Below are 25041 nucleotides of genomic sequence, written 5' to 3' on the forward strand. Positions count from 1 at the left end.
ACCCGCGCGGTAGCCGTTTTCATGTTTCCACCGTGCGAACAGCACTAGGGGAAAGTCGTCCTTGACCGCCTGTTGTCAAAGGCCCAGCCTGAGCGCAGGCACCCCCCAACCTCCCACGAGCAGGCCGGACACCCCCTCCCCAGCGGGTTGCTGACGCCTGCCTGCCCTCCTCCGGTGGGAGGCCCGCAAGGAGGCACGTCATGCTTCAGTCCAGCGATGACGCCAAGTCAGGCTTAAGCAGGCGAGGATTCCTCACCGGCGTGGGAGCCGGGGCCGCGGCCCTGACGCTCACCCCCGCCGAGGCGCTTGCCAAGGTCGTCACGGCCCAGGCCGGCGGCCTGGCCACGTCCCCCGACAGGTTCGGCCGGATCTTCAACCTCGCCCCGTTCGCCGACTTCAACGCGCCCACCCTCCGGCAGGCCCTCATGTCGATGGGCCGTCCTGGGGGCGTGATCGACGCCCGGGACCCGCTCCAGGAGGGTCCGATCCGGCTGATCACCAACCCGGAGCTCAGCCCCGGCAACCTCGACAACGGCGCGCAGACCGCCGGCATAACGTTCCTGGGCCAGTTCCTCGACCACGACCTGACGTTCGACGAGACCTCGCCGCTCGGCGTCCCCACCGCTCCCGAGCAGTCGCCCAACACCCGGACGCCCGGCCTCGACCTCGACAGCGTCTACGGCCGCGGTCCCACGGCCGACCCGCGGTTCTACGACCCCAACGACCGCGCCAAGTTCCGGTTGGAGAGCGGGGGCAGATTCGAGGACCTGCCGCGGCTGGCCAACCGCCAGGCGATCATCGCCGACCCCCGCAACGACGAGAACCTGATGATCTCCGGGCTGCACGCGGCGTTCCTGCTGTTCCACAACCGGGTGGTCGACCATCTGCGCGCGGCGGGACAGACCGGCGACATCTTCGAGGCCGCCAGGCAGCAGGTCAGGTGGCATTATCAGTGGATCACCCTGCACGAGTTCCTGCCGCTGATCATCGGGCAGAGCGCGGTCAACGACATCCTGGCCAACGGGCGGCGCTTCTACCGGCCGGTGCAGGGCGAGCAGTTCATCCCGGTCGAGTTCCAGGGCGCCGCCTACCGGTTCGGGCACAGCCAGGTCCGGCCATCCTACCGGGCCAACCTCGCGGGGAACGCCGACGGCACGCCGTTCTTCGGGTTCGTCTTCGACCCGGCGGGCCAGGGCCAGGCCGATCCCGTCGACCTGCGCGGCCAGGCCAGGGCGCCCAGGCGCTTCATCGGCTGGCAGACGTTCTTCAACTTCGACGACGGCGAGGTGCGGTCGAACAAGCGCATCGACACCAAGATCTCGACGCCGCTGTTCAACCTGCCGCTGATCGCGATCCCGGGCGGGGAGGCGCCGACCTCGCTGCCGCAGCGCAACCTGCTGCGCCACATCACCTGGTCGATGCCGTCCGGGCAGAACATCGCCCGCGCCATCGGCGTGCAGGCGCTGGAGTCGCAGCACTTCCCCGAACTGCAGCAGTTCGGGCACGGCCTGCCCGCCAGCACGCCCCTGTGGTACTACGCGCTCAAGGAAGCCGAGATCCTGGCCGGCGGCATCCGGCTGGCCGGGGTGGGCGCGAGGATCGTCGGCGAGGTCTTCATCGGGCTGCTCCAGCTCGATCCGACCTCCTACCTCAGGACCAACCCGTCCTGGCGGCCCACGCTGCCGCGCAGGACCGGAGCGGCGGGTGACTTCCGGATGGTGGATCTGCTCACGTTCGCGCGGGTCGATCCCGCCAGCCGGCGCCAGTGAGCGGCTCCGCCGGGATCACTCCCGCCCGGCAGGTGCCGGCGGCTCCGCCGGGACAAGTCCCGCCCGGTAGGCGTTGGCCAGCGCCTCCGACCTGTTGCGCGCGTCGAGCTTCCTGAACAGGCGGGCCCGCGTGCTCTCCACGGTCTTGCTCGCGATGCCCAGCAGGCGTGCGCTCTGCCTGACCGTGTGGCCCGCGGCGATCGTGACCAGCACGTCGTGCTCGCGGCCGGTGAGGTGTGGCGTGGGCAGGAGGCGGCGGCACATGTCCGCGCCCACCACCACGTACTCACTGGCCACCAGGTCCAAGACCGCGCAGAGGTGGTCGGGGACGTCCTCCAGCCACAACACGGCGGACGCGCCGCGCGCCATGGCGTCCGACACCGTGGCCGCGCACGGTGGCGCGGACGGTATGGCGACGGCGCGCGCGCCGAGGCGCAGCGGCAGCTGCCAGTCCGCCGGTAGCGGGTCCACGAGCACCGCCGTGAACCTGAGCGCTCCCGGCCAGGCGTCGGCGTCGTCGCCGCCGACCGTGTCCCGCACGGCGCACAGCGGCCTGCCGTCCCTGATCATGGCCCGCGTCACCGACTCCGTCGCCACGGGGCACCTGGCATGGAGCACCACGAGGTCGCGCCCGGCCGGCACGCGCGGGCGCGGCACGGCCGGGCCGAGGTCGAGCAGATCGAGCGCGAGCCCTTGCGACACGGCCTGCCCCTGGCCGGCGACGCCGAGCTTCTGGTAGATGTGACGCTTGTGGTTCTCCACCGTGCAGCGGGCGATGTGCAGCCGGTCGGCGATCTCCTGGGCGCTGTGACCCGCACAGGTGAGGGAGAGGACTTGCAACTCTCTGGCGGTGAGGACATCCACGTCGACCATGGTCATCACGCTTCCCGCTGCTAGCGAGGAACGTGAGACCAAACTGGCGTTTCGTCAAGTCCCCGGCACCCTTGCCGCCGTTGACCTGGGATCATTTGTGAAACTTTCATGGATCTCATAATCCGGACCCCGTGCGAGCCACTCCATGCCGATCGGTAGGCTCGATGACGTGGCTGACATCGTGATTCCCGCTGACATCAAGCCCGCCGACGGCCGCTTCGGCTGCGGGCCCTCGAAGGTTCGCACCGAGCAACTGGCCGCGCTCGCCGCCTCCGGCGCGAGCCTGATGGGCACCTCCCACCGCCAGAAGCCGGTCAAGAACCTGGTCGGCCGCGTACGCTCCGGGCTCGCCGACCTGTTCTCGCTCCCCGAGGGCTACCAGGTCGTGCTGGGCAACGGCGGCACCACCGCGTTCTGGGACATCGCCGCCTTCGGGCTCGTCCGGGAGAAGTCGCAGCACCTGTCGTTCGGGGAGTTCTCCTCGAAGTTCGCCACCGTCACCAAGAAGGCGCCCTGGCTTGCCGAGCCGAGCGTCATCAAGTCCGAGGTCGGCACCCACCCCACCGCGGTGGCCGAGGAGGGCGTCGACGTCTACGCGCTCACCCACAACGAGACCTCGACCGGCGTCGCCATGCCGATCAGGCGGGTCGGCTCCGACGACTCGCTGGTGCTCGTGGACGCCACCTCCGGCGCCGGCGGCCTGCCCGTCGACATCGCCGAGAGCGACGTCTACTACTTCGCGCCGCAGAAGAGCTTCGCCTCCGACGGCGGCCTGTGGATCGCGATCATGTCGCCGCGCGCGCTGGCCAGGGTCGAGGAGATCGCCGCGACCGGCCGCTACGTGCCCGAGTTCTTCAGCCTGCCGGTCGCGATCGACAACTCCGGCAAGGACCAGACCTACAACACCCCGGCCGTGGCCACGCTGTTCCTGCTGGCCGACCAGCTCGACTGGATGAACGGCAACGGCGGCCTGGCCTGGACCACCGCCCGCACGGCCGACTCCAGCTCGCGCCTCTACACGTGGGCCGAGAAGTCGTCGTACGCCACGCCGTTCGCCGCCCCCGAGTTCCGCTCGCAGGTGGTCGGCACGATCGACTTCTCCGACGACGTGGACGCCGCCGCCGTGGCCAAGGTGCTGCGCGCCAACGGCATCGTCGACACCGAGCCCTACCGCAAGCTGGGCCGCAACCAGCTGCGCATCGCGATGTTCCCGGCCGTCGACCCGGCCGACGTCGACGCGCTGACGACGTGCGTCGACTACGTGGTCGAGCGCCTCTGACGGCGTAGCAGCTCCTCTATGAGGGCGAGCGCGTCCGCCTCCTCGACGCCCTGCGCGAACCTCGCCAGCACCGGCAGCCGATCGGTGCTGGCCGCCAGTGCCTCCAGCATGAGGTCGCTGACGTGCTCGTCCCTCGACTTCGCCGTGGCGTACCTGAAGGCGTTGCGGTACGGCGTGCGGACGAGCAGCCCCTTCTTCACCAGCCGCTCGGCGACGGTCTGGACCGTGGTGTAGGCGAGATCGCGGTCCTCGTTGAGTCTGTTCAGGAGCTCTCTGACCCGCATCGGTTTGCCGGCATCCCAGAGCACGTCCATGATCGCGCGTTCCAGGGATCCCAGGTTCGCCAACTGACCAATTCCTTCCGCCTCAAGTAGTAGGAAACATTCTTGCCAGAAATCCCCCCAACCTTACGGCCCACGAGCCTCGGGTATCTCATGTTCGCCAGCCGATGGCCGCAGGTTCCGCTCTATCTGGGGTTGATCATGGCCCAGGCGGTGTACGTCTCCGAGGTCGTGGCGATGCGGCCATCATCGGCATCTCGTCGGTGCACCTGCTGCAGACGTTCGTCCCCGGCCGAGCACACGCGGCCGCACCTTCAGTAGGCCGTGACGTGGAGCTTCTTGCGGCGTAGCACCCAGCCGGCCACCACGCCGCCGATGAGGCCGAACAGGTGTCCCTGCCAGGAGATGCCCGGCTGGTTGGGCAGCAGGCCGGCCAGGATCCCGTAGTAGGCGATGCCCACGCCGACGGCGATGACGATGTCGAGCAGCTGCCGGTCGAACACGCCCCTGGCCATGATGTAGCCGAAGTAGCCGAAGATCAGGCCGCTCGCCCCCACCGTGTAGACCTCGGGGCTCGTCACCCAGGTGCCCAGGCCGCCGATCAGGATGATGATCAGGCTGGCCCAGAGGAACCTGCCCACGCTGCGCAGACCGGCCAGGAAGCCGAGGACCAGCAGCGGCAGCGAGTTGGCCATGAGGTGACCGAAGCCGCCGTGCAGGAAGGGCGCGAACAGGATGCCGACCAGCCCGTCGGCGTCCCAGCCCAGGATGCCGAACCGGTCCAGCGCGCCGCCCATCGTGTAGTCCACGCCCTCGACGACCCACATCACGGCGAGCATGGCGACCACGATCATGAGGGCGCTCAGCGCCCCCGAGAGCAGCGCTCCGGCGCCGCGTTTGGCGGACCCGAACCTGGAACCCGAATAGTCGCCGCGCTCGCTCATGCGCACTCCCGGTAGCTCGTCTTCTCTCTCTTTACCGTACGCAGGAAGTCCTATGCGCGCGCCAAAAGAGTCCCCCTCCCGTTCCGGGGCGGGAGAGGGACCCGGCTATTCGCCCTTCCACTGGGGCGCGCGCTTCTCGGCGAAGGCCGCGGCGCCCTCCATGGCGTCCTTGGAGCCGAACACCGGGTTGATGATCGCTCCTTGCTTCTCGAACATCTCCTCCAGCGGCCAGTCCTGCGACTCGATGATCACCTTCTTGGTCGCGGCGAGCGCCAGCGGCGCGTTGGCGGCGATCTTGCCGGCCAGCTCCACCGCTCCCTCCAGTGCCTTGCCCGGCTCGGTGATCCGGTTGACCAGGCCGAGCTCGTACAGGCGGGAGGCCGGATAGTGGTCGCCGGTCAGGGCGATCTCCATGGCCACGTGGTACGGAATCCGGCGCGGGAGCCGCATGATTCCGCCCGCGCCCGCCACCAGCCCGCGCCTGGGCTCGGGCAGCCCGAACGTGGACTCCGACGACGCCACGATGACATCGCACGACAGAGCCAGCTCGAAGCCGCCGGCCAGCGCGTAGCCCTCCACCGCGGCGACCAGCGGCTTCTTGGGCGGCGACTCGGTCAGACCACCGAAGCCCCGGCCCGCTATCACCGGGAAGTCGCCGGCCAGGAACCCCTTCAGGTCCATCCCCGCAGAGAACGTGCCCCCGGCACCGGTCAGGACATACGCGGAAATGTCAGGGCGAGCGTCCAGGTCGTCCAGGGCGCCCGCGATCCCCCGGGCCACTGCCCCGTTCACGGCGTTGCGGGCCTTGGGGCGGTTGATCGTGATGATCGCGACGTTGCCGGACTCCTCGACGAGCACTTCGTCAGACACAACAACCCTTTCGGATGAGGCCTCGCCGGGTGTCCCCGCGAGGTGGTGAGGGGGTGCGGGGCCGTGGGGGCGGTTACTTGGGCTGGAAGCGGATGCCGCCGTCGAAGCGGATGACCTCGGCGTTGATGTAGTCGTTCTCGACCAGCGACCGCACGAGGTGCGCGAACTCGTCGGCCCGCCCCATCCGCTTGGGGAACACCACCGGCGCCACCAGCTTCGCCTTGAACTCCTCGGCGTTGCCCGAGAACCCGTAGATCGGGGTGTCGATGATGCCGGGGCAGATCGTGTTCACGCGTACACCGATCGCCGACAGGTCACGAGCCGCCGGCACCGTCATGCCCACGATGCCGCCCTTGGAGGCCGAGTACGCCAGCTGCCCGGTCTGCCCCTCGAGGGCCGCCACGGAGGCAGTGTTGATCACGACGCCGCGCTGCCCGTCGGCGTCGGCGGGCTCGGTCTTGGCGATGGCGGCCGCCGCGATGCGCATGAGGTTGAACGTGCCGATCAGGTTGACCTCGATGACCTTGCGGTAGGTGGCCGGGTTGTGCGGCTGCCCGTCGCGGTTGACCGTGCGCTCCGCCCAGCCGATGCCGGCGCTGTTGACCACCACGCGCAGCGGCTTGCCGGTGGCCACGGCGGCGTCCACAGCCGCCTGCACCTGCTCGTCGTCCGACACGTCCGTCCTGGCGAAAACGCCGCCGATCTCGTCGGCGACGGTCTTGCCGCGCTCCTCGTTGAGGTCGGCGACGACCACCGTGGCGCCGGCGCGGGCCAGCTCGCGGGCCGTGGCCTCGCCGAGGCCACTGGCGCCGCCGGAAATGATTGCTGCAGATCCGTTCACGTCCATAGACCGGACCCTAACCCGCCAACCGAATGAAGTTCTACGCGGGGGTGGTCAAATCTCACCCACCGCGCTGTCGACATCGGAGTACACCTTGATCCGCCGATCCAGCCCCGTGGTGCGGAGGATACGCGCCACCGGCGCCTGCGGCGCGGCCAGGGACACGCCGCCGCCTTCCCCCGTCGCCAGCCGCCAGGCCTCGATCAGCACCGACAGTCCACTGGAATCCATGAACGACAGCTGCTGCAGGTCGAGCACGAGCCTTGCGCCGTCCTGCTTGATGGCATCGCGTACCTCGTCGCGGAGGAACGGTGCGGTGAACAGGTCGAGCTCTCCCTCAACGGCCACCACCACGGCGTCTCCCAGGGCATGTCGCGCAAGCCGCAGCTTCATTTGGGCCCCTCCTCGATGAGCCACTGTACTTCGACATCCCCGGATACCGGGCATTCACAGACTACGAAGAGCAGGATAAAAGCCGCCAATTACGGCTGAACGACCTCACACCACCGGGATCGCGAAGCCAAACGGGAGCTCCAAGCGGTGTTTTGACAGCAGTTCGGCGTCCGCCAGCAGCTCGCGCGTGGGCCCGTCGGCGGCGATCACGCCGTCGGAGAGGATGAGCGAGCGCTCGCACAGCTCCAGCGCGTACGGCAGGTCGTGCGTGACCATGAGCACCGTCACGTCCAAGGAGCGCAGGATCTCGGCCAGCTCCCTGCGGGCGGCCGGGTCCAGGTTGGACGAGGGCTCGTCGAGCACCAGGATCTCCGGCTCCATGGCCAGCACCGTCGCCACCGCCACCCGGCGCCGCTGGCCGAACGACAGGTGGTGCGGCGGCCGGTCGGCGGCCTCCAGCATGCCGACCCGCTCCAGCGCGTCCTTGACCACCCGGTCCAGCTCCTCGCCCCGCACGCCCGCGTTGGCCGGGCCGAAGGCCACGTCGTCCCGGACCGTAGGCATGAAGAGCTGGTCGTCCGGGTCCTGGAAGACCAGGCCGACGCGCTGCCTGACCTCCTTGAGCGTGTCCTTGCGCACCGGGGTGCCGGCCACGGTGACAGTGCCGTGCCCCGGGGTGAGTATCCCGTTGAGATGCATGACGAGCGTGGTCTTGCCGGCGCCGTTCGGGCCGAGCAGGGCCACCCGCTCGCCGCGGGCGATCGACAGGTCCACGCCGAACAACGCCTGCGTGCCGTCGGGGTAGGCGTAGGCGAGCTGCCTGACTTCGAGAGAGTTCACCATGAGAGTCCCAGGACGGCGAGGGCCACGGCGGGCAGGGCGAGGGCGGTGGCCCATTGACGGAGCGATGCCGACATATCGTGAATTACCGGCATCCGGCCAGAATATCCGCGGCTCAGCATCGCCAGATGCACCCGCTCGCCCCGCTCGTACGAGCGGATGAACAGCGCCCCGGCGGACCGGGCGATCACGGGGATGTGTCGGAAATTTCGTGCTTCGAACCCGCGGGACTCCCGCGCCACCCGCATCCGCCGCATCTCATCCATGATCACGTCCATGTACCTCAGCATGAACATGGCGATCTGCACCAGCAGGCTCGGCAGCCGCAGCCGCTGAGCCCCGATGAGGATGACGCGCGGCTCCGTGGTGGCCGCCAGCAGGATCGAGGCGGCCACCCCCAGCGTGGCCTTGGCCAGGATGTTCCAGGCCGCCCAGAGACCGGGGACGCTCAGCGAGAGTCCGAGCACCGTGATCCGCTCCCCCAGCCCGATGACCGGGATGAGGAACGCGAACAGCACGAAAGGCACCTCCACCACCATGCGCCGCACGATGTACGTCGCGGGCACCCGCGCCGCCGCCGCGACCACGCCGAGCAGCACCGCGTACGCGGCGAACGCCCAGAACAGCTCGCGCGGCGTGGCCACCACGACGATGGCGAACGCGAAGACCGCGAGCAGCTTGCACTGCGGCGGCAGCCGGTGCACGACCGAGCCGCCCGGCAGGTAAAGCTGATGGTGATGCCCGGCGCCCACGTCTCACACCTTGACTTTGTTCCGGCTCCTGGCGGCGTAGGCCACGGTCCCGGCGATGAGCAGCACGAGCCCGACGCCGATGATCCCGGCCACGCCCACGGGGATCCCGCCCACCTCACCGTAGTCGGCCAGCGCCCACCCGCCGAACCCGTGGCCGGTCGCCCGGTCGAGGAAGCCCTCGTTCTCGGCCACGGCCTCCAGCCCGTCGGGGTCCGAGGAGGCGAAGAACGACACGGCCCCGGCCAGCACCAGCGTCAGCAGGCCCCCGCCGACCAGAAACATCCAGCCGACGCCACGGGCGGGAACGGGCTCCGGCTCGCCCACGGTCGTGGTCGACCCCTCGGCGCCGCGCAGGACCAGCGGCTTGGCCAGGCCGCGGGCGCCGTACACGAGGTCGGGCCGGACGGCGAGCACCGCGCCGACGGTCATCGCCGTGATCACGCCCTCGCCGATGCCGATCAGCACGTGCACGCCGCCCATCGCGGCCGCCACCGCCCCCACGTCGATCGGGGCTGTCCCGCCGATCCAGAACAGCAGCGTGAACACCAGCGCGGAGGCCGGCACGGAGATCAGCGCGGCCAGGAACGCCGCCAGCGTCACCCCGCCCTTGCCCCTGGCCACCCCGGCGACGAGCCGGAAGACCGCCCACCCGACGAGCACGGTGACGATGCCCATGATCGTGATGTTGACGCCGAGCGCGGTCAGCCCGCCGTCGGCGAAGAACACGGCCTGGACGAGGAGGACCACGGCCATGCAGAGCACGCCGGTATAGGGTCCGACGAGTATCGCCGCCAGCGCGCCGCCCAGCAGGTGCCCGCTGGTGCCCGCGGCGACGGGGAAGTTGAGCATCTGGACCGCGAAGATGAAGGCCGCGACGAGCCCGGCCATGGGAGCGGTCCGGTCGTCCAGCTCACGTCGCGCTCCGCGCAGGCAGACCGCGACCCCGGCCGCCGCCACCGCTCCGGCCGATACGGACGTTGCTACGTTGAAGAAGCCATCGGGTACGTGCACGACCATGCCTCCCAAAAGGGACGAACAAACGTTCCTACTTTAGGACATCGTCTTGCACCTGCACATAGATGGCAATTACAACATGATCCTTCTCACGATCGCCCTGGGCGTCAGCCGCCGTACCGCCGCGCTCAGCCGCCCCTTCCCCGACGTCGCGTACGGCCGCACTCTGCTGAACAGCGACCAGCGCGGGGCGGCCACCGCCTCGGCATCGACCTCGATCCTGAACCGCGCGGGCGGCCCGCCCAGGTCGAGCTCCAGGTAGGCGTCCCAGGTGCCGGCCGAGAGCCGGCCCACCGCGGGCCTGGCCGCGAACCCGCCGCCGGGCAGGGCCACCACCGGCTCGGCCCGCTCGCGTCCGGTGCGCCGCTCCCGCCAGACGAGCCGCCTGATCGCCGAGGCCGCCGGGGCGGCGCCGGCGACGGTGACCTCGCCGTCGACCACCAGCCGGCGTCCGAGCGTCCACCTGGTCCTGATGAGCCTGGCCGTGCCGGGCACCGCGACGACGTGCCCGCCGACGTCGATGCTGAGGTTGCCGTTGCCCCTGGTGAAGTACGGCAGCACCGCCCTGCTGCCGATCAGCCTGGGCGGCGGCCGCGTGATGCCGCTGTCGCGCTCCGCTCCGAGCCGGCCGAAGCGCACCACGCCCTCCAACTCGACCGCCACCCACAGGTCCCACACGCCGGAGTCGAGCGCGCCCGCCTCGACCCGGGCGGTGAACTCGCCGCCCCTGCGCTGCGCGGGGACGACCAGCTCGGCGTGCGGGTCGTACCGGGAGCGCAGCACCACGGCCACGCCGTCGTCCCTGCTGATGCCGTCGAGCCGGGCGGCGCCGGTCACCACCAGGCGGTCGCCGTCCCAGCGCAACCCGGTCAGCCTGCGGCGGACGGTGGCACTCTCGATGCGGGCCAGGCGCACCAGGCGGTCGATGTCGTCGAGCGCGGTCACCCGCTGCCGGTCGATGCTGCCCAGTCGCTCGTGCACGCCCGGGGTGTACCACTCGTCGCAGAGCGCGGCGACCTCCCGCGCGATGTCCTTGCGCCGGATGTCGTCGCTCTCCAGGAAAACGGCCCCGAGCTGCGCGAACGCGTCCAGCCTGAAGTGCCTGCGCAGCAGGTGGTCGCGGAGCGGGCTCGGCTCGATGTGCCGGGTCATCAGCCGGATCGGTTCGCGGATCATGGCGAGCCAGGCGATCGGGTCCTTGCTGCCCGGCTGCTGCATGACGCTGCTCCCGTCGGGCCTGGACACCAGGTGGTAGCAGTCGTAGTCGGCGACCACGGAGATCACGCGGGCGTGGCAGTAGGCGTGGACGGTGAAGATGATGTCCTCGCCGACCAGCATGCCCTCACCGAACCTGATGCGGTGGCGTTCGAGCAGGTCCCTCCTGAACAGCTTGAAGCAGCACAGGCTGTTGTAAACGGTGCTGTCGCCGAGCTCCGCGCGGTCGGCGCTGTGCTGGAACATCGACACCGGCGCCCGCCTGCCGTGCCCCACGATCTTGCCGAGGACGATGTCGGAGCCGTTCCTGTCGCCCATGGCGACCATGCGCTCCAGCGCCTCGGGGCCGAGGTAGTCGTCGGCGTCGCAGAAGAACACGTAGCGGCCGGTGGCGTGCTCGATGCCGACGTTGCGCGGACGGCCGGCGCCGCCGCTGGGCTCGATGTGCACGACCCGGACGCTGTCCTTGTGGTAGGCGGCATACAGGTCGAGCAGGTCGGCGCTGCCGTCCGTGGAGCCGTCGTCGACGACCACGATCTCCTTCTTGACCCGCTGCACGAGCACGGACGTCAGGCATCTGTCGAGGTAGTCCCGGCAGTTGTGTACGGGGATGACGACGCTGACGTCCACTGCGTCGTCGTCGTTCCCTGTCGCCGGCATCGTCACCACTCCTGGACTACGTTGTGCTGTCGCTTGGCTTCAGTATGTGACGAACGCTCGGTCTCGTGGGCCTGATCGGACGTCTTCATCCACGGCTTTTGCCAACAACGGATATTCAGGGCATTCGGCGAATAAGCCCCGGTACGGCCGCCAAATGCCACATTCAGTCCGCACCGAATGGGCTTCAGGAAAGAGGTTTTCCCTCCCGGGCATAGAAACCTCTCCGGCGGGAGCGCTGACGTACTCCCAGAGTTCCCGAGTGATCCGCTTGCTGCGCTTGCGCGTCTACAGTTAGGCAACCTTGACCGGGAGGTGGCAGGAAATGGGATCGGATCTCCGCAGGCGGACGGCCGTCGGCTCGGCCGTGCACACTGCTGAGTTCATCGTCTCGTCGGCGCGGCTGGCGGAGTTGCACGAATGTTCTGCCCTGCTGCGCCGCACGAGGATGCGGGCCGAAGAGATCGTCGACGAGGCCCGCTTCCTGCTGGCCGAGGCAGAGCAGCTCGGCGACGCCGATCGCATTCTTGACCTGCGCGCCCAGGCGGAGCAGGCGCGGCAGGCGTACGGCAAGGTGCTGACCGCGTACGTGACGATCTGCCACAGGATCACCGAGGAGCGGCAGGCCATCCTGCAGGTGCAGATCGAACGGGATCGGCGCGCAGGGTTGTCAGGTGTGGCCTGACGGAGTTAGCGTCAGGCCATGCCTGACTGGAAGGACAAACTCCGCTGCTCCTTTTGCCACAAGAAGAGCCCGGAGGTCGACAAGCTCATCGCCGGTCCCGGCGTGCACATCTGCAACGAGTGCGTGGGATTGTGCAACGAAATTCTCGAAGGAGAACGCCTCGCCACCTCCACCGAGCCCCGGCTTCCCATGTGGGAAACCATGAGCAACGAGCAGATACTCGACCACTTGCCGAAAATCGCCGCGGTGCAGGCCCAGGTCGACGACAACCTGCGCGACTGGGTGGCGCACCTGCGCGGCAGGGACGTCAGCTGGGAGCGCATCGGCGCCTCGCTCGGCATGACGCGCCAATCCGCGTGGGAACGGTTCAGGAGCGAGACATAGACTGTAAACCGATGTGACTTATGGGGCGTCTTTTAGTCAGGGAGGCCCATTATGCGCGTCCTTGACGGCTTCGCGGCGCCGGATCTCGAGGAGCTCCACCTGGAGCTGGTCCTCATCCTCGCGCTGCACGAAGAGGCGGAAAGACTGGCCGCCGAATGAACGGGCTCCAGCTCCCCGGCCCGTGCCGGGGAGCTGGAGCAGGGGGTTCCGGCATCAGTGCTCGCGAAGCCCTTCGCCGGCGCCTTGAGCGGTAAGGCACCTGCTCGATCGCCTATTCCACCTTGCTCCTGGCACGGAAAGCGGCCGTCTTGACGCGGTTCTGGCAGGCCGTGGAGCAGAACCTGCGTGTGCCGTTGCGCGAGACGTCCACGTAGACGCGGTCACAGTGCGGCGCCGTGCAGACTCCGAGGCGGTCGCTGAACTCACTGCCCAGCACGATCGCGAGGCCGGTCGCGCAACCCGCCGCCCACTCGCCCCCCATGGTGCCGCCGGGGCCGTGGAAGTGCAGATGCCATGGCTCGCCGTCGTGCTTCTGGAGCGTCGGCCTGGCATGACTCTCCTCCAGGAGCACGTTGACCCGCGTGGCCGCGGTATCGATGTCGTCCGCGGCGACGGCCGCGAAGACCTCCCGGAGGCGCGCGGCGACCTCGGCCAGCTCGGCGCCCTCGGCCTCGGTGACCTCACGGTGGTCCGCGTAGACCATGCGCAGGCCTTCCGTGGCGGCGGCGCCGACGCCGGCGGGCGCGGGGAAAGCACGCCCGCGCCGCTCGCCCGGGGTCAGCGCGTTCACCAGCGCGACGGAGACCCTGACCACCGCATCCGTGTGACTGTTGTAATCCAATTGACCGGTCACACCTTCGTGTTCTAAGTTGGTAACTGTCCAAAGCATAAACGACGGTTACAAGGAGACGTTCGTGCTCACTCACGATGCCGCACTGGAGTGGATCGCGCGCTGGGACCGCCAGCAGGAGGGCTACCTCCCCGACCGAGAGGAGCGCTTCACCGCCCTGATCGACGCCGTCGAGGCGCTGGGGCGGCCCGATCCGCTGGTCATCGACCTGGGGTGCGGGCCGGGGTCGCTGTCGGCACGACTGCTCGACCGGCTGCCCAAGGCCACGGTGGTGCCGGTGGACGCCGATCCGCTGCTGCTCGGGCTCGGGCGGGCCGCATATCCGCAGCTCACCTTCGTCTCGGCCGATCTGCGTACGAGCGGGTGGACGCGGTCGCTGGACCTGGACCGGCCCGCAGACGCCGCGGTGAGCACGACGGCGCTGCACTGGATTTCCGGACCTGACCTGCACCGGGTTTACAGCGAGCTGGCGGGCGTGCTGCGGCCCGGCGGGGTGCTGCTGAACGGCGACCACATGGACACCGATGACGTCACGCCCGCGCTGGCGCGGCTGGAGCGGGCCGTGCACGAGCGCGAGACCGAGCGGGCGTTCGGCGCGGACCGGCCCGAGGACTGGCGGGCCTGGTGGGACGCGGTCGCGGCCGACCCGGCCTTCGCCGCGCTCCACCAGGAGCGGACCACCGCCGGAGCCGATCACCACGGGTCCGAGTCCCATCTGCTGTCGCATCACGTGGAGGCCCTCAGGGAGGCCGGTTTCACCGAGATCGGGACACTGTGGCAGCGCGGGAACAACCGGCTGCTGTGCGCCGTGCGGGGGTGACCGGACACCGGCAGGCCGGTGAAAGGACGATGAAAGACCGGGCGCCGACTCTGTCGTGGTGTCAATCACAGACGACAGAAGGATCGGGACAATGAATCTGGACAAGGTTCAGGAATTCGCCATGGAGATCGCCGGCCTTTCATCCTCCTGTCAGCAGGATTCCCCTTGACGAGGTACCTGGGGATGACTTGGTTTTCATACCCGAGTCGGATGGTCATGTCGGGCGATCCGGTTGAGGATCGGATACCCGACGATTGGATTCGCGATGCGAAGACCTGTCCTGATCCTCACCCTCTTACTCACCCTGGCCGTCCCGTTGCTGCCCGTGGCCCCGGCCGCCGCGGCGAGGTCCATCGCCTGGGCACCCTGTCCGCAGGACCCCACGGCCGAGTGCGGCACGCTGACCGTGCCCATCGATTGGAACAAACCGGGCGGCGAGACCTTCCAGCTCGCCCTCGCCCGCCGCACGGCCACCGACCCGGCGGCCAGGATCGGCTCGCTGGTGGTCAACCCCGGCGGGCCGGGCGGCTCAGGCGTGGACGCCGTGCTGGAGAACGACTTCGGCTTCACGCCGGAGATCACCAGCCGCTTCGACGTGGTCGGTTTCGACCCGCGCGGCGTGGCCCGCAGCCACCCGATCACGTGCTCGCTCGAGCTCGCCGTTCAGGCGCCCGACCCGCTGTCGCTCAAGAACCAGGCGGACTTCGAGGCCATGCTCGCCCACAACGAGCGCTACCGGCAGGACTGCCGGGCCCGTACCGGCCCGCTGTTCGACCATGTGCACACCGGCAACGTCGTACGTGACGTCGACGCCCTGCGTGCCGCGCTCGGCGACGACAAGCTCACCTACTACGGCATCTCGTACGGGACCCTGATCGGGCAGCAGTACGCCGAGCGCTACCCGAAGCGCGTACGCGCGCTGGCGCTCGACAGCAACATGGACCACAGCCTCGGCACCACGGCGTTCCTGGACACCGAGTCGTGGACCTCCCAGGACTCGTTCAACGAGTTCGTCGCCTGGTGCGACCGGACCGCGTCGTGCGCGCTGCACGGCAGGGACATCCGGGCGCTGTGGAAGGAACTGCTGGCCCGAGCCGAGCGCGGCGAGCTGCACCTGCCCGGACAGCCGGAGCAGAAGCTCAGCAAGCTCAGCCTCATCGGGCAGGCGTTCGGCGCGTTCTACGGTCCTTACTTCAAGGAACTCGCCGAGTTCCTGGCGGCCCTCGAGAGCGGTGCCCAGAACGCGAAGGCGATCCTCACGCCGCCGGCCGCGGCGCGCCAAGAGGTGATCAACGACCCCACCTTCGTCTTCTGCCAGGACTATGACGTGCCCGTCCGCGACTACCGCGAATGGGCCCGCCACCTGCGGAGATCGGCGGCGATCGCGCCGGACATGCTGGTCAGCGCGGCGGCCCACCCGATCACGATCGCCTGCGCCGGCTCCCCCGCCGCCCCGAACCCCCAGCACCGCCTCCGCGTCGACGGCACGCCCACGCTGCTGCTGGGCAACGCGCTGCACGACCCGGCCACCGGCTACCCGTGGGCGGTCAACGCGGCACGGCAGATCGGCCGCGAGGCCCGGCTGCTGACGTACGAGGGATGGGGACACGGGATCTACGGCCGCGGCAACTGCCCGACGACCGCGATCGACCAGTACCTGGTCTCCGTGACGGCACCGGGCAAGGGCGCCAGGTGCCCGGCCGTGCCACCGTCCGAGCTCACCGGCCAGCGCGCCACCCGCCCGGCCCCTGGGCCCGTTCCCGGGCTTCCTGGCTGGACGTACGTGGGTTCGTAAGGGTGTGACGCGTGGCTTCGCGGGCACGGCCGGCGAAGCCACGCGATCACCAGGCTCGGTGATCGGCTATCCGGCAGGCAGGCGGGAGCGGTCGCGTAGGGCGTCCAGGCGGGTCATGGCCGGGGTGGCGGAGATGCCGTGCAGCACCACCGAGGCGAGCACGGCGAAGGCGGCCACCGCCCACAGCTCGTCCGGTGGGACGCCGAATTCGGCGTGGCCGAGCGCGTACGCCAGGTAGAACAGCGAGCCGATGCCCCGGATGCCGAAGAACGAGATCACCAGCCGTTCCTTGGGCCCGGCCGGACCGCGGATCTGGGACAGCCAGGCCGCCAGGGGGCGGATCACCAGCACCAGCAGCACCCCTACCGCGGCGCCCCGCCAGGTGAGCGAGGCCAGGCCGCCGGCCGCGACGAAGCCGCCGAGCAGGAGCAGCAGCCAGGCGGTGAACAACCGCTCGATCTGCTCCACGAAGCCGTGCAGGACGTTGTTGTAGCCGTGTCCGTGCTCGGCCCGCCTGATGGTGCACGCGGTGACGAACACCGCGATGAAGCCGTAGCCGTTCGCGAGCTCCGTCAGCCCGTACGCGAGGAAGGTCGCGGCGAGCGCGACGAAACCGTCGCGGCGCTCTGCCAGCCGCAGTTCGTCGGCCCCGGTGTGGAAGACGAGCCGTCCCAGCAGCCGGCCGATCAGCAGGCCGCAGACCAGCCCCGCCAGAATCCGGTAGAGCACGTCCACCAGCGCCCACTCGCCGAGCCACCCCGCTCCGCCGGCGGTGGCCACGGCGATGGCGGCGTACACGATGGGGAAGGCCAGCCCGTCGTTCAGCCCCGCCTCCGAGGTCAGCGCGAAGCGGACCTCGTCGTCGGCGTTCTCGGCGTCGACGGGCTCGCCCACGTTCACGTCGGAGGCGAGCACCGGGTCGGTGGGCGCGAGCACCGCTCCCAGCAGCAGCGCCGCCGCGATGGGCCAGCCGAGCACAAGCACGGCCGCGGCGGTCACCCCGGCGACGGTCAGCGGCATCGCCCAGCCGAGCAGCCGCCACGTCGTGGCCCAGCTCCGTAACCCGGCGCGGCGGTTGAGCGCCAGCCCTGCCCCCATGAGGGAGACAAGTACGCAGATCTCCGTGATGTGCTCCAAGGCCACCCGATGAGCGATCGGGTCGGGGTCGGGCAGGCCGAGCGGCAGCAGGAACAACACCACGCCGCCGACCAGGTACACCAGCGGCAGGGAGAGCGCCCGGCGGACGAGCAGGCCGGGCAGGACGGCGGCGAGCAACGCGGCGGCGCCGGCGAGGGCAAGGATGAGATCTGGGGTGGGCATCCCGGGCCAACTGCCCCAAGGTCACCACACATCACGCCGCCCGTGAATCTGAGAAACAGGTGCAACCGTTCGCCCAGTGGGTCGCGTTGGGAACGTGCGAGAGGAGAACACATTGGATGGTCACGACGGCTTCCGCGAGTTCGTGCTGGCCCGCCAGCAAGCGCTGATGCGGACCGCGTACTTGCTCATGGGAGACGCCCACCTCGCCGAGGACCTGCTGCAGAGCGTGCTGACCAAGGTCGTCGGGCATTGGCCCAAACTTTCCAGGGACGGCAACCCCGAGGCGTACACACGCAAGGCGCTGGTCAACCAGTACATCTCCTGGAGGCGCCGTCCTCGTCCCGAGTTACCGAGCGCCGATCCGCCCGAGCGGAGCGCCTCCTATGACGAGGCCACGCTCGACCGGATCGTGCTCCGCCAGGCGCTGGCCAAGCTGACCCGCAAGCAGCGGGCCGTGATCGTGCTGCGCTTCTGGGAGGACCTCACCGAGGCGCAGACGGCGGAGGCGCTCGGCTGCTCGATCGGCAATGTCAAGAGCCAGACCCATCACGCCCTGGCCCGCCTGCGCGCGCTCGCGCCCGAGCTGGCAGATCTGCACATCGAGGAGGTAACCCGATGACGAGGCTGCGCAACGCGCTGAGTGACCTCGCGGATGAGGCTCCGCCGGTGAGCCTGGTCGACGCGGCCATCGCGGGCCACCGGCGCAAGCGACGCGCCATGCTGGCGGTGGCCACCGTCGCGACGATCGCGGCGCTGGTGGCGACGACGGCGGGCGCGGTGGTGATCTGGCCCCGTGGCGGCCAACCGGCCACGCCCCAGCGCGTGGACACGGTGCCTGACCTGCCCGACGGCAAGGTGGAGGCGATCGACCGCGCGTACCAGACGAGGTGCAAGGTCAACGAGGAGCCGCGCATCATCGACTGCAGTGCCGTGGAGTGGCGGGTCGTCACCCGGAGCGGCAAGACGTACCGGGTGCCGCAGGCCGTCGTCGCGACCCGAAAGGTACTGCGGGTGCCCGTCGCGATCAGCCGGGACGGGCGGATGCTCGCCTACTACAGCCGCAAGGCCCAGGCGCACGTGGTACGCGACCTGGTGAGCGGCGCCGAGGTGACCTCCCCGGTCACGGTGACGGAAGACCGGATGGGCCCCGGACCGCTGCTCGCGGTCTCCGAGGACGGCCGGTACGTGGCCTTCGACCCGCGCGAGGGGAGCAAGGAGCCCGGCATGCTGATCGACATGCGTACCGGCAAGACGGTGTCGATACCCGGCAAGTACGAGGTGATCAGCATCAAGGACGGCGCCGCCGAGCTGATCCGGTACGTCAAGACCGACCTGTGGCTGATGCCGGTCACGGGCGGGGGCAAGCCGGTGCGGTTCGACGGCACGTTCATCATGTTCAGCGAGCTCTCCCCGGACGGCCGGACGGTGACCGCCGTCGAATTCTCGGAGCTCAAGAAACGCACGCTCACCCTGCTCGACGCCAAGACCGGGCGAATCCTTCGGAAGTTGCCCATTCGCGGCCTGCCGAAGGACGGCTTCATCGGCGGCACCACCACCTGGCGGAGCCGATCCGAGCTCACGATCGTCGTCGAGAGCAAGAAAAATCTGTACACCTATACGGTCGACGTCACCACCGGGCAGGCACGGCGTTCGGCGGAGTACGACAACCGGAACACGCAGACTCTGGTCCTGCCCGGAGTCAGCTACAGCTGGTAGCGGTCAACGCGTCATCTCCTGGTGCGGGGGACCCTGCTGTAGTCCTCGCTCGGCAGCGGTTCGACCTGGCGGGCCGGGAGCCATCCCTCTTGGGACTTCAGGCCGCCCTGGGGGCCGGGGACGATCTCCATCCAGGAGACGCGGGCTTCCCAGCCCTCGCCCGTCTTGCGCCATTCGAGCAGATAGCCGGCTTCGGACGGGTGATCGAGGAGCCGGACGATAGGGGCGTCTGCCACACGTATGGCGTACCCATTAATCGAATCTCTATTCGTATAGATGGGCGGTTTCGCGACGCGTGAAGGAGCACGCCCAGGTTGCCGGGGTCCCCCCGAGCGGGTTGCCGGCACGGCGGTCACACGCGCGGCCTGTCGCCCCCCACCCCAAAAAAACGGACATTTCATCTTATGCCTTTATATGTCCGGCAAATGTCCCATCCGTTTCCTGGTTCGCTCCCACCAAGGAATGCAGACTATGGCAAGACAACAGGGATTTCCGCTGCTCCGACAGGAGCAGCAGCAAGCTGGAAGCCCGGCGTATCACGGCGACCGCCGCACTGGCCCGCTTTTCCAGCAGTTCTCAGTGTCATCACCAAACACATCGGATGCTGTTGTATCGTGCTGCGGGTCGATTTATCGCGATAAATGCGGTGGCCGCGCTCACAGCCACCGCCGGCCGCAAGGCCGTCGCGGATCGCCGACCGGGGGTTGAGCGAGATCGGTCGCGTGCCGCGCGAGCGGACCGGCCGACCGATGATTGGAGCAACGTGCTAAGAAGATCTTCCCTGCTCGCCACTGCTTTCGTGGCGGTCGCGGCACTTTTACCCGTCCCAACGGCCGCTGCGGCGGCCCCTGGAGACGAAACCTCGGCGGCCGCCGCCGAGAAGGCCGGCATCACTTGGGCACCCTGCGAGGAGGAGCCCGCCGCCGAGTGCGGCAAGCTGACCGTCCCGATCGACTGGTCCAAGCCGAACGGCCCCACCATCGATGTGGCCGTTGCCCGGCGCAAGGCCACCGACCCCTCCGCCCGGGTCGGGTCCCTGGTGCTCGGCGCGGGCGGCCCGGGCGGATCGGGCGTGGAGTTCGCCTACAGTGCCCCTGGATTCTTCACCGAGGAAATCCAGAAGAGCTTCGACATCGTCGGCTTCGACCCCCGGGGCGTGGGCCGCAGTAACCCGGTGATCTGCTCGGCGTCGGTGTTCAACCAGATGCCGCACCCCGTCATCAAGAGCCAGGCCGAGTTCGACAAGTGGACCTCCTACAACAAGCAGCTGCGCGCCGATTGCCGGACCCGCACCGGCCCTGTGTACGACCACGTCGACTCGACCAACGTCGCGCGTGACATGGAGGCCCTGCGCGCCGCGCTCGGCGAGGAGAAGCTCACGTTCTACGGGGTCTCCTACGGCACGCTGCTCGGCCAGATGTACGCCGAGCTGTTCCCGAACAAGATCCGGGCCCTGGTCCTGGACAGCAACATGGACCACAGCCTGAGCACCTGGCCGTTCATGCTCACCGAGGCCGCCGCCGTCGAGGACGCGTTCGACCAGTTCGTCGGCTGGTGCGACCAGGAGCCCAGCTGCGCGCTGTACGGGAAGGACGTCCGGGCGGTGTGGGAGCGGCTGCTGGCCAAGGCCCGCGCCGGCGAGCTCTACTGGCCGGGCGTCCCGGACAGGCCGGTGACCGAGCTGCAGGTCCTGTGGAACGGCGTGCTGGGTACAGAAGGACCCGCCTGGCAGCTGCTGAGCGAGATGCTGAACCACCTGGACGGCGGGCCGCCGCCGGAGTGGATGCCCCCGCTCCCCGGCCGTCAGCCCGTGACGGGCGAAGTCGCCCACCTGCCGACCGTGATCCTCTGCGAGGACTACAACCTGCGGGTGCGCAACTACAAGGAGTACGCGGCACTCCAGCGTGCCTCCAAGCTCGTGGCCCCGGACATGCGGTACAACCCGATGCCGACCGAGGACCTGCCCGTCTGCCTCAACCACCCCACCACCAACCCGCAGCACCGGCTGCGCTACACGGGTAGCGCCCCGATCCTGCTGGGCAACTCTCTGCACGACCCCTCCACCCCGTACCGCTGGTCCGCCAACGTGGCCCGCCAGCTCGGCCCCAAGGCCGTGCTGCTCACTTACGAGGGCTGGGGACACCGCATCTACGGCAAGGACAGGTGCAGCACCGAGCCGATCGACAACTACCTGATCTCGCTCACCGTGCCCCCGCACGGCTTCCGCTGCCCTGTGGGCGGACTGGCCGAGCTCAAGGTCAAGAAGCAGCAGCGTGAGCTGTGGCCGACGGACAAGCTCTCCTGGGGCGGTTCACTCGTGAACCCGTCGCGCTTCCAGCCGCGTCCGGCCTCCGCCGTGACGTCCAAGACGTCCGGCTGACGCCGCCTCACGTACGCCAGGTCACCTGGTCGAAGACGGCGGTGGCCAGGGTGTCCGGGCTTCCGGAGGTCACGACGAGGCCCGCGTAGTACGGGGCGTCGCCGAAGGCCGCCAGGGTGTCCTGGCCCACCGTCGTCCAGGTCTCACCGTCGCCCGACACGGAGGCGGTGAAGACGAGCCCGGAGCGCCGCAGCCGCAGCAACAGCGGCGCTCCGGAGAATGAAGGACCGTTCACCGCGGGCGCGGCGCCGGCCACCTTGGCCCGCCGGATCAACTGGCACACACCGGTTCCTCCGGCGGTCACCACCGTCCCGGCCATCAGGTCGAAGGGGTTGAGGGACTTCGCCATCACCACCCCGACCCGGCCGGGTGCGCCCGTCGGCCCGGTGAGCCTGGCCGTGAACTCCGCGTCCCCGGACAGCGGCACGTACGCGAACTGGGCGCTCGCGCCCTGCCCGTTGACGTTGAGGTCGGCACCCGCGCCACGCACGGTGAAGACCCCGTCGTCGTGGTGGGTGATCCCGGGCATGCGGACGATCATCAGTCCGTACGCGCCGAGGAGCCGATCGTCGTGGACCACGTCGCCGAGGTCGCGGTACGCCCAGGGCTCGGGTGGAGCGGCGGCCACGGTCAGCGCGAGTGCCGCCGTTCCCGAGCCGCGCGCGTTCTCCGCCGTCAGCCTGACGGAGTACTCCCCGGCCGCGGCAGGGGCCCCGGAGATGAGACCGGTTCGGGGATCGAGGCTCAGCCCGCCGGGCAACCCCGTCGCCGTGAACCGTACGGGATCGCCCGCCGCACGCACGACCAGGCGGAACGGCCGTGCGGCGTTGCCATACACGATCTTCGGGACGGACAGCACGGGCTCAGCGGACGGATCGGGCATCCCGGCGCTCACCGGCCGGGAGCGCGGCCCCGTTCCGGTCGTGTTGGCGCGGGCGACGACGTAGTGGTACGTACGGCCGGGCTCGCCGGTGGCGTCTCTGAACCGGGTGCGGGTTCCGAAGCCGACCGGGGCCACGCCGGTGGCCAGCAGCCGGTAGGGCCCTCGTTCCGAGTCCCCGCGCCAGACCGCGTACCGCCCGGACAGGTCGTCGTCCCGCCACGTGAGCTGGATCGCCGAGTCGTCCGCCGCCGCCTGCACCTCGCTCACGCCGCTCCTCGGCTCGGAGACCGACCAGCCGGCGCCGCCGCCCGTCACCGTGACGTTGTCGAAGCAGGCCGTGCCGGTCTCCGCGTAGTCCTCCGCGACCCCCAGGCACGAGGCGAAGGAGAGCCCCACCAGCGCGTGCCCGCCCAGCGGCACCTCGCCCGCCCCCACCGTGGTCCACTCGTGCCCGTCCGGTGAGATCTCTCCCGTGAGGAGGGCTCCCTTGCGCGTGATCCGCACCCAGTAGGGCATCCGCAGCCGGTAGCCGTCACTCGCCGCCTCCACGTAGGGGGATTCCAGCGGCGTCGCCGACTCGGGCAGCGATCCCAGCTCGGAGATCGGGAAGGCGGCGCCGGCGGTGATCGCCGCGCGCTGGGACGGCGGCACGGGTACGGCGCCGGTGCCGCGCGTGGTGGCGCCTGCGCCGGCCCGCACCGTCCACACCCCGCTCCAGGCGTGCAGCGGCAGACCCTGCAGCAGCATCGCCGCGTGCGGGGCGCCCGCGTCCAGCGAGCCCCGCACCATGACGCCCACCTGGGAGTACTGCGAGCTGAGCGGGTACACGATCCGGGCCGTGACGGCGCCGTCCCCCGGCAGCGGCAGCCACGCGAAGCGGAAGGAGTCGGCATTGCCGGCGATCCCGGCGCCGCCCGCCTCCATGGTGACGCGCTCGCCGTCGTACCCGGTGGAGCCCTTCGGCCGGGGGTCACCGATGTCGCCGGTACGCCAGGGCGCCGGCAGTCCCCCGGCGGCCACGACGGGCAACGACCGGGGCCCCGCGCCGTGGCCGTTGGCGGCCGTGGCCGTGTATGCGTAAGCGCGGCCCGCGGCCGCGGTGCGATCCGTGTACGAGGTCGCGGTGAGCCCGTCCGCGAGCAAGGTGTACGTGCCGGCGTCCGGCTCCTTGCGCCACACCCCATAGGTCTGGGCTCCGACGACCGCCGGCCACGTCACGCCGGCCCCGGCATCGCCGGAGGCCGCCGTCACACCGGCCGGAGCGGTGGGCGCCCCGGCCGGGAGGCCCGAGCCGCGCTCCGTACCGGCGAAGGTGAGCGTCCCCCACGACGGGTGGTCGTCGTTGTAGCCCTCGGCCACGCGCGAGCCGCCCGCGCCCCGGAAGATCACCTTCTCCGTGTAAGGGGCGGGCTTGCCGAGGCGTCCCGCGTAGTGGGCGTACGCCATCTCCCACAGCGGCCGGAACACGCCGCGCTGCCGGTCGGAGACGGCCGTCTTGATGTACTTGCCGGTGCGGTCCAGGTCCGGGGTGAACGGCACGGAGCCGTCACCGAGGTTGTAGCGGGCGAAATACTCGAAGTTCGCGAGAATCCGGTCGTCAGCGAAGCCGAAGAGGTCCACGCCCTGCTGCCAGGCGACCTGGGCGGCGTCCGCGAGCAGGCCGACCGCGAGCTGCTCGTGAGCCTGGTCACGGCCGGACTCCTGGCCCTGCCCGGCGGCCGTGACGATGCGGTTGAGCACGGAGCCGTTGCCGGTCCCGGCCGTCGCGAACCGCATGGCGTCCTCGAACATCACCCGGTCGTCGCAGAACACCGCGATGGCGAGGATCGTACGGAGCGCGGCGAGGTCCCAGTTGCCGTTGGCGTACAGGCAGTAGCCGGACACCGCCGGATACCAGACGTCGGTGAAGGAGCGGGCGCAGCGCCGCACCGACGCCTCGGGCCAGCCGTCGTAGCCGGTGTGCCGGAGGATCTCCGCGGCGTTGACGAGCTTGAAGGCCTGGAGCCCGGCGCCGAGCTGCCCGTCCGCGCCGGTGATGCCGGTGAGGGAGGCGGCCCAGGCGTCCAGGATGTCGCGGGCCTTGTCGGCGTGGCGTACGTCGCCGGTGATCGCCCACATCAGGGCGTTCTGGTACGCGGCGGCCGCGTCCGCGACGGCCTGGTTCGCGAAGTTGGTGGGGCCGCGGCCCCACGTGGTGATCTGTCCGGTGTTCTGGACGGCGTAGGTGTATTGGGAACGGGCGTGGGCGGCCATCGCGGCGAAGCCGGCGGCGATCGGGTCCCGCCCGGCCGCGACCGCGGACTTCATCCGGTCCAGGTCCGCGCGGGAGTGGAGGAGACCGGGGTGGACGAAGGCGAACGCCTCATCAGCGTCCAGGGCCCAGGCGGGCGTGGCGTACGCGGGCAGCAGCCCGCTTCCGGCCACGGCCGCCAGCCCTGCCGCGCCGAGGAACGACCGCCGGCTGAAGGAAGGCACGGGTG

At 69.9% G+C, this 25041-nt stretch carries 23 protein-coding genes; 9 read left to right on the plus strand and 14 right to left on the minus strand.

Translation table 11 applies throughout. From position 1 onward, the window contains the following. The first annotated feature begins 200 nt into the window (after positions 1-200). Positions 201-1769 carry a heme peroxidase family protein gene (locus ACIBX3_RS42075; RefSeq protein WP_397126191.1) on the plus strand — a complete coding sequence of 523 codons (1569 nt, stop codon included), beginning with the start codon at positions 201-203 and terminating at the stop codon, positions 1767-1769. 15 nt (positions 1770-1784) lie between these two features. On the opposite strand, the gene ACIBX3_RS42080 is transcribed toward ACIBX3_RS42075, so the two are convergent. Next, on the minus strand, positions 1785-2648 hold the full coding sequence (locus tag ACIBX3_RS42080; protein WP_397126192.1) for a LuxR family transcriptional regulator: 864 nt from the start codon (positions 2646-2648) through the stop codon (positions 1785-1787). Positions 2649-2787: 139 nt separating this feature from the next. On the opposite strand from ACIBX3_RS42080, the gene serC reads away from it, so the two are divergent. Then, positions 2788-3921, plus strand: a complete 1134-nt coding sequence (serC, locus tag ACIBX3_RS42085; RefSeq protein WP_397126193.1) for a phosphoserine transaminase — start codon at positions 2788-2790, stop codon at positions 3919-3921. On the opposite strand, the gene ACIBX3_RS42090 is transcribed toward serC, so the two are convergent. The 9 genes from ACIBX3_RS42090 to ACIBX3_RS42130 form a co-directional block, all read right to left on the minus strand. Then, entirely contained in the window at positions 3900-4268 is a 369-nt protein-coding gene (locus tag ACIBX3_RS42090) for a BlaI/MecI/CopY family transcriptional regulator (protein WP_397126194.1), read from the minus strand. The two genes, serC and ACIBX3_RS42090, sit on opposite strands and share 22 nt — an antisense overlap. A 248-nt stretch (positions 4269-4516) precedes the next feature. After that, positions 4517-5146 carry a rhomboid family intramembrane serine protease gene (locus ACIBX3_RS42095; protein WP_397126195.1) on the minus strand — a complete coding sequence of 210 codons (630 nt, stop codon included), beginning with the start codon at positions 5144-5146 and terminating at the stop codon, positions 4517-4519. Positions 5147-5251: 105 nt separating this feature from the next. After that, positions 5252-6016: a crotonase/enoyl-CoA hydratase family protein gene (locus ACIBX3_RS42100; protein ID WP_397126196.1), complete on the minus strand. Its 765-nt coding sequence runs from the start codon at positions 6014-6016 to the stop codon at positions 5252-5254. Between the two features lie 73 nt (positions 6017-6089). Then, positions 6090-6863, minus strand: coding sequence for an SDR family NAD(P)-dependent oxidoreductase (locus ACIBX3_RS42105; RefSeq protein WP_397126197.1), 774 nt, complete (start codon positions 6861-6863; stop codon positions 6090-6092). A gap of 48 nt (positions 6864-6911) precedes the next feature. Further along, positions 6912-7250: an STAS domain-containing protein gene (locus ACIBX3_RS42110; RefSeq protein WP_090946873.1), complete on the minus strand. Its 339-nt coding sequence runs from the start codon at positions 7248-7250 to the stop codon at positions 6912-6914. Between the two features lie 105 nt (positions 7251-7355). Further along, positions 7356-8093, minus strand: a complete 738-nt coding sequence (locus ACIBX3_RS42115) for an energy-coupling factor ABC transporter ATP-binding protein (RefSeq protein ID WP_397126198.1) — start codon at positions 8091-8093, stop codon at positions 7356-7358. Then, the gene (gene cbiQ, locus ACIBX3_RS42120) at positions 8087-8842 is read right to left on the minus strand and encodes a cobalt ECF transporter T component CbiQ (protein ID WP_397126199.1); all 756 of its coding nucleotides are present in this window, start codon (positions 8840-8842) and stop codon (positions 8087-8089) included. Before cbiQ ends, ACIBX3_RS42115 begins: the two co-directional genes overlap by 7 nt. Positions 8843-8845: 3 nt before the next feature. Beyond that, positions 8846-9853 (minus strand): energy-coupling factor ABC transporter permease, encoded by a 1008-nt coding sequence (locus tag ACIBX3_RS42125; RefSeq protein ID WP_397126200.1) that lies wholly within the window; start codon positions 9851-9853, stop codon positions 8846-8848. Between the two features lie 75 nt (positions 9854-9928). Further along, positions 9929-11731 carry a glycosyltransferase family 2 protein gene (locus ACIBX3_RS42130; RefSeq protein WP_397126201.1) on the minus strand — a complete coding sequence of 601 codons (1803 nt, stop codon included), beginning with the start codon at positions 11729-11731 and terminating at the stop codon, positions 9929-9931. 322 nt (positions 11732-12053) lie between these two features. Here ACIBX3_RS42130 and ACIBX3_RS42135 point away from each other — a divergent pair, with 322 nt between their 5' ends. Continuing rightward, the gene (locus ACIBX3_RS42135; RefSeq protein WP_397126202.1) at positions 12054-12413 is read left to right on the plus strand and encodes a hypothetical protein; all 360 of its coding nucleotides are present in this window, start codon (positions 12054-12056) and stop codon (positions 12411-12413) included. Between the two features lie 18 nt (positions 12414-12431). Beyond that, positions 12432-12797 (plus strand): ClpX C4-type zinc finger protein, encoded by a 366-nt coding sequence (locus ACIBX3_RS42140; RefSeq protein WP_397126203.1) that lies wholly within the window; start codon positions 12432-12434, stop codon positions 12795-12797. A 271-nt stretch (positions 12798-13068) separates the two neighbouring features. Here ACIBX3_RS42140 and ACIBX3_RS42145 read toward each other — a convergent pair whose 3' ends face one another. Further along, entirely contained in the window at positions 13069-13638 is a 570-nt protein-coding gene (locus tag ACIBX3_RS42145; protein WP_397126204.1) for a CGNR zinc finger domain-containing protein, read from the minus strand. A 73-nt stretch (positions 13639-13711) separates the two neighbouring features. Between ACIBX3_RS42145 and ACIBX3_RS42150 the strand changes: the two genes are divergently transcribed. Beyond that, complete coding sequence (locus ACIBX3_RS42150; RefSeq protein WP_397126205.1) at positions 13712-14467, plus strand: class I SAM-dependent methyltransferase; 756 nt, start codon at positions 13712-13714, stop codon at positions 14465-14467. Between the two features lie 265 nt (positions 14468-14732). Then, positions 14733-16262 (plus strand): alpha/beta hydrolase, encoded by a 1530-nt coding sequence (locus tag ACIBX3_RS42155; RefSeq protein WP_397126206.1) that lies wholly within the window; start codon positions 14733-14735, stop codon positions 16260-16262. 66 nt (positions 16263-16328) lie between these two features. On the opposite strand, the gene ACIBX3_RS42160 is transcribed toward ACIBX3_RS42155, so the two are convergent. Continuing rightward, the gene (locus ACIBX3_RS42160; RefSeq protein WP_397126207.1) at positions 16329-17582 is read right to left on the minus strand and encodes a cation:proton antiporter; all 1254 of its coding nucleotides are present in this window, start codon (positions 17580-17582) and stop codon (positions 16329-16331) included. Between the two features lie 112 nt (positions 17583-17694). Here ACIBX3_RS42160 and ACIBX3_RS42165 point away from each other — a divergent pair, with 112 nt between their 5' ends. Next, on the plus strand, positions 17695-18201 hold the full coding sequence (locus tag ACIBX3_RS42165; RefSeq protein WP_397126208.1) for a SigE family RNA polymerase sigma factor: 507 nt from the start codon (positions 17695-17697) through the stop codon (positions 18199-18201). Then, positions 18198-19298, plus strand: coding sequence for a hypothetical protein (locus ACIBX3_RS42170; RefSeq protein WP_397126209.1), 1101 nt, complete (start codon positions 18198-18200; stop codon positions 19296-19298). The genes ACIBX3_RS42165 and ACIBX3_RS42170 overlap by 4 nt, the downstream gene beginning before the upstream one ends. 11 nt (positions 19299-19309) lie before the next feature. On the opposite strand, the gene ACIBX3_RS42175 is transcribed toward ACIBX3_RS42170, so the two are convergent. Beyond that, on the minus strand, positions 19310-19534 hold the full coding sequence (locus ACIBX3_RS42175) for a hypothetical protein (protein ID WP_397126210.1): 225 nt from the start codon (positions 19532-19534) through the stop codon (positions 19310-19312). Positions 19535-20061: 527 nt separating this feature from the next. On the opposite strand from ACIBX3_RS42175, the gene ACIBX3_RS42180 reads away from it, so the two are divergent. Continuing rightward, positions 20062-21678 (plus strand): alpha/beta fold hydrolase, encoded by a 1617-nt coding sequence (locus ACIBX3_RS42180; RefSeq protein ID WP_397126211.1) that lies wholly within the window; start codon positions 20062-20064, stop codon positions 21676-21678. A 7-nt stretch (positions 21679-21685) separates the two neighbouring features. On the opposite strand, the gene ACIBX3_RS42185 is transcribed toward ACIBX3_RS42180, so the two are convergent. After that, complete coding sequence (locus ACIBX3_RS42185) at positions 21686-25036, minus strand: putative Ig domain-containing protein (RefSeq protein ID WP_397126212.1); 3351 nt, start codon at positions 25034-25036, stop codon at positions 21686-21688. Positions 25037-25041 lie beyond the last annotated feature (5 nt).

The organism is Nonomuraea sp. NPDC049480 (assembly GCF_044465905.1).
Taxonomy (GTDB): domain Bacteria; phylum Actinomycetota; class Actinomycetes; order Streptosporangiales; family Streptosporangiaceae; genus Nonomuraea.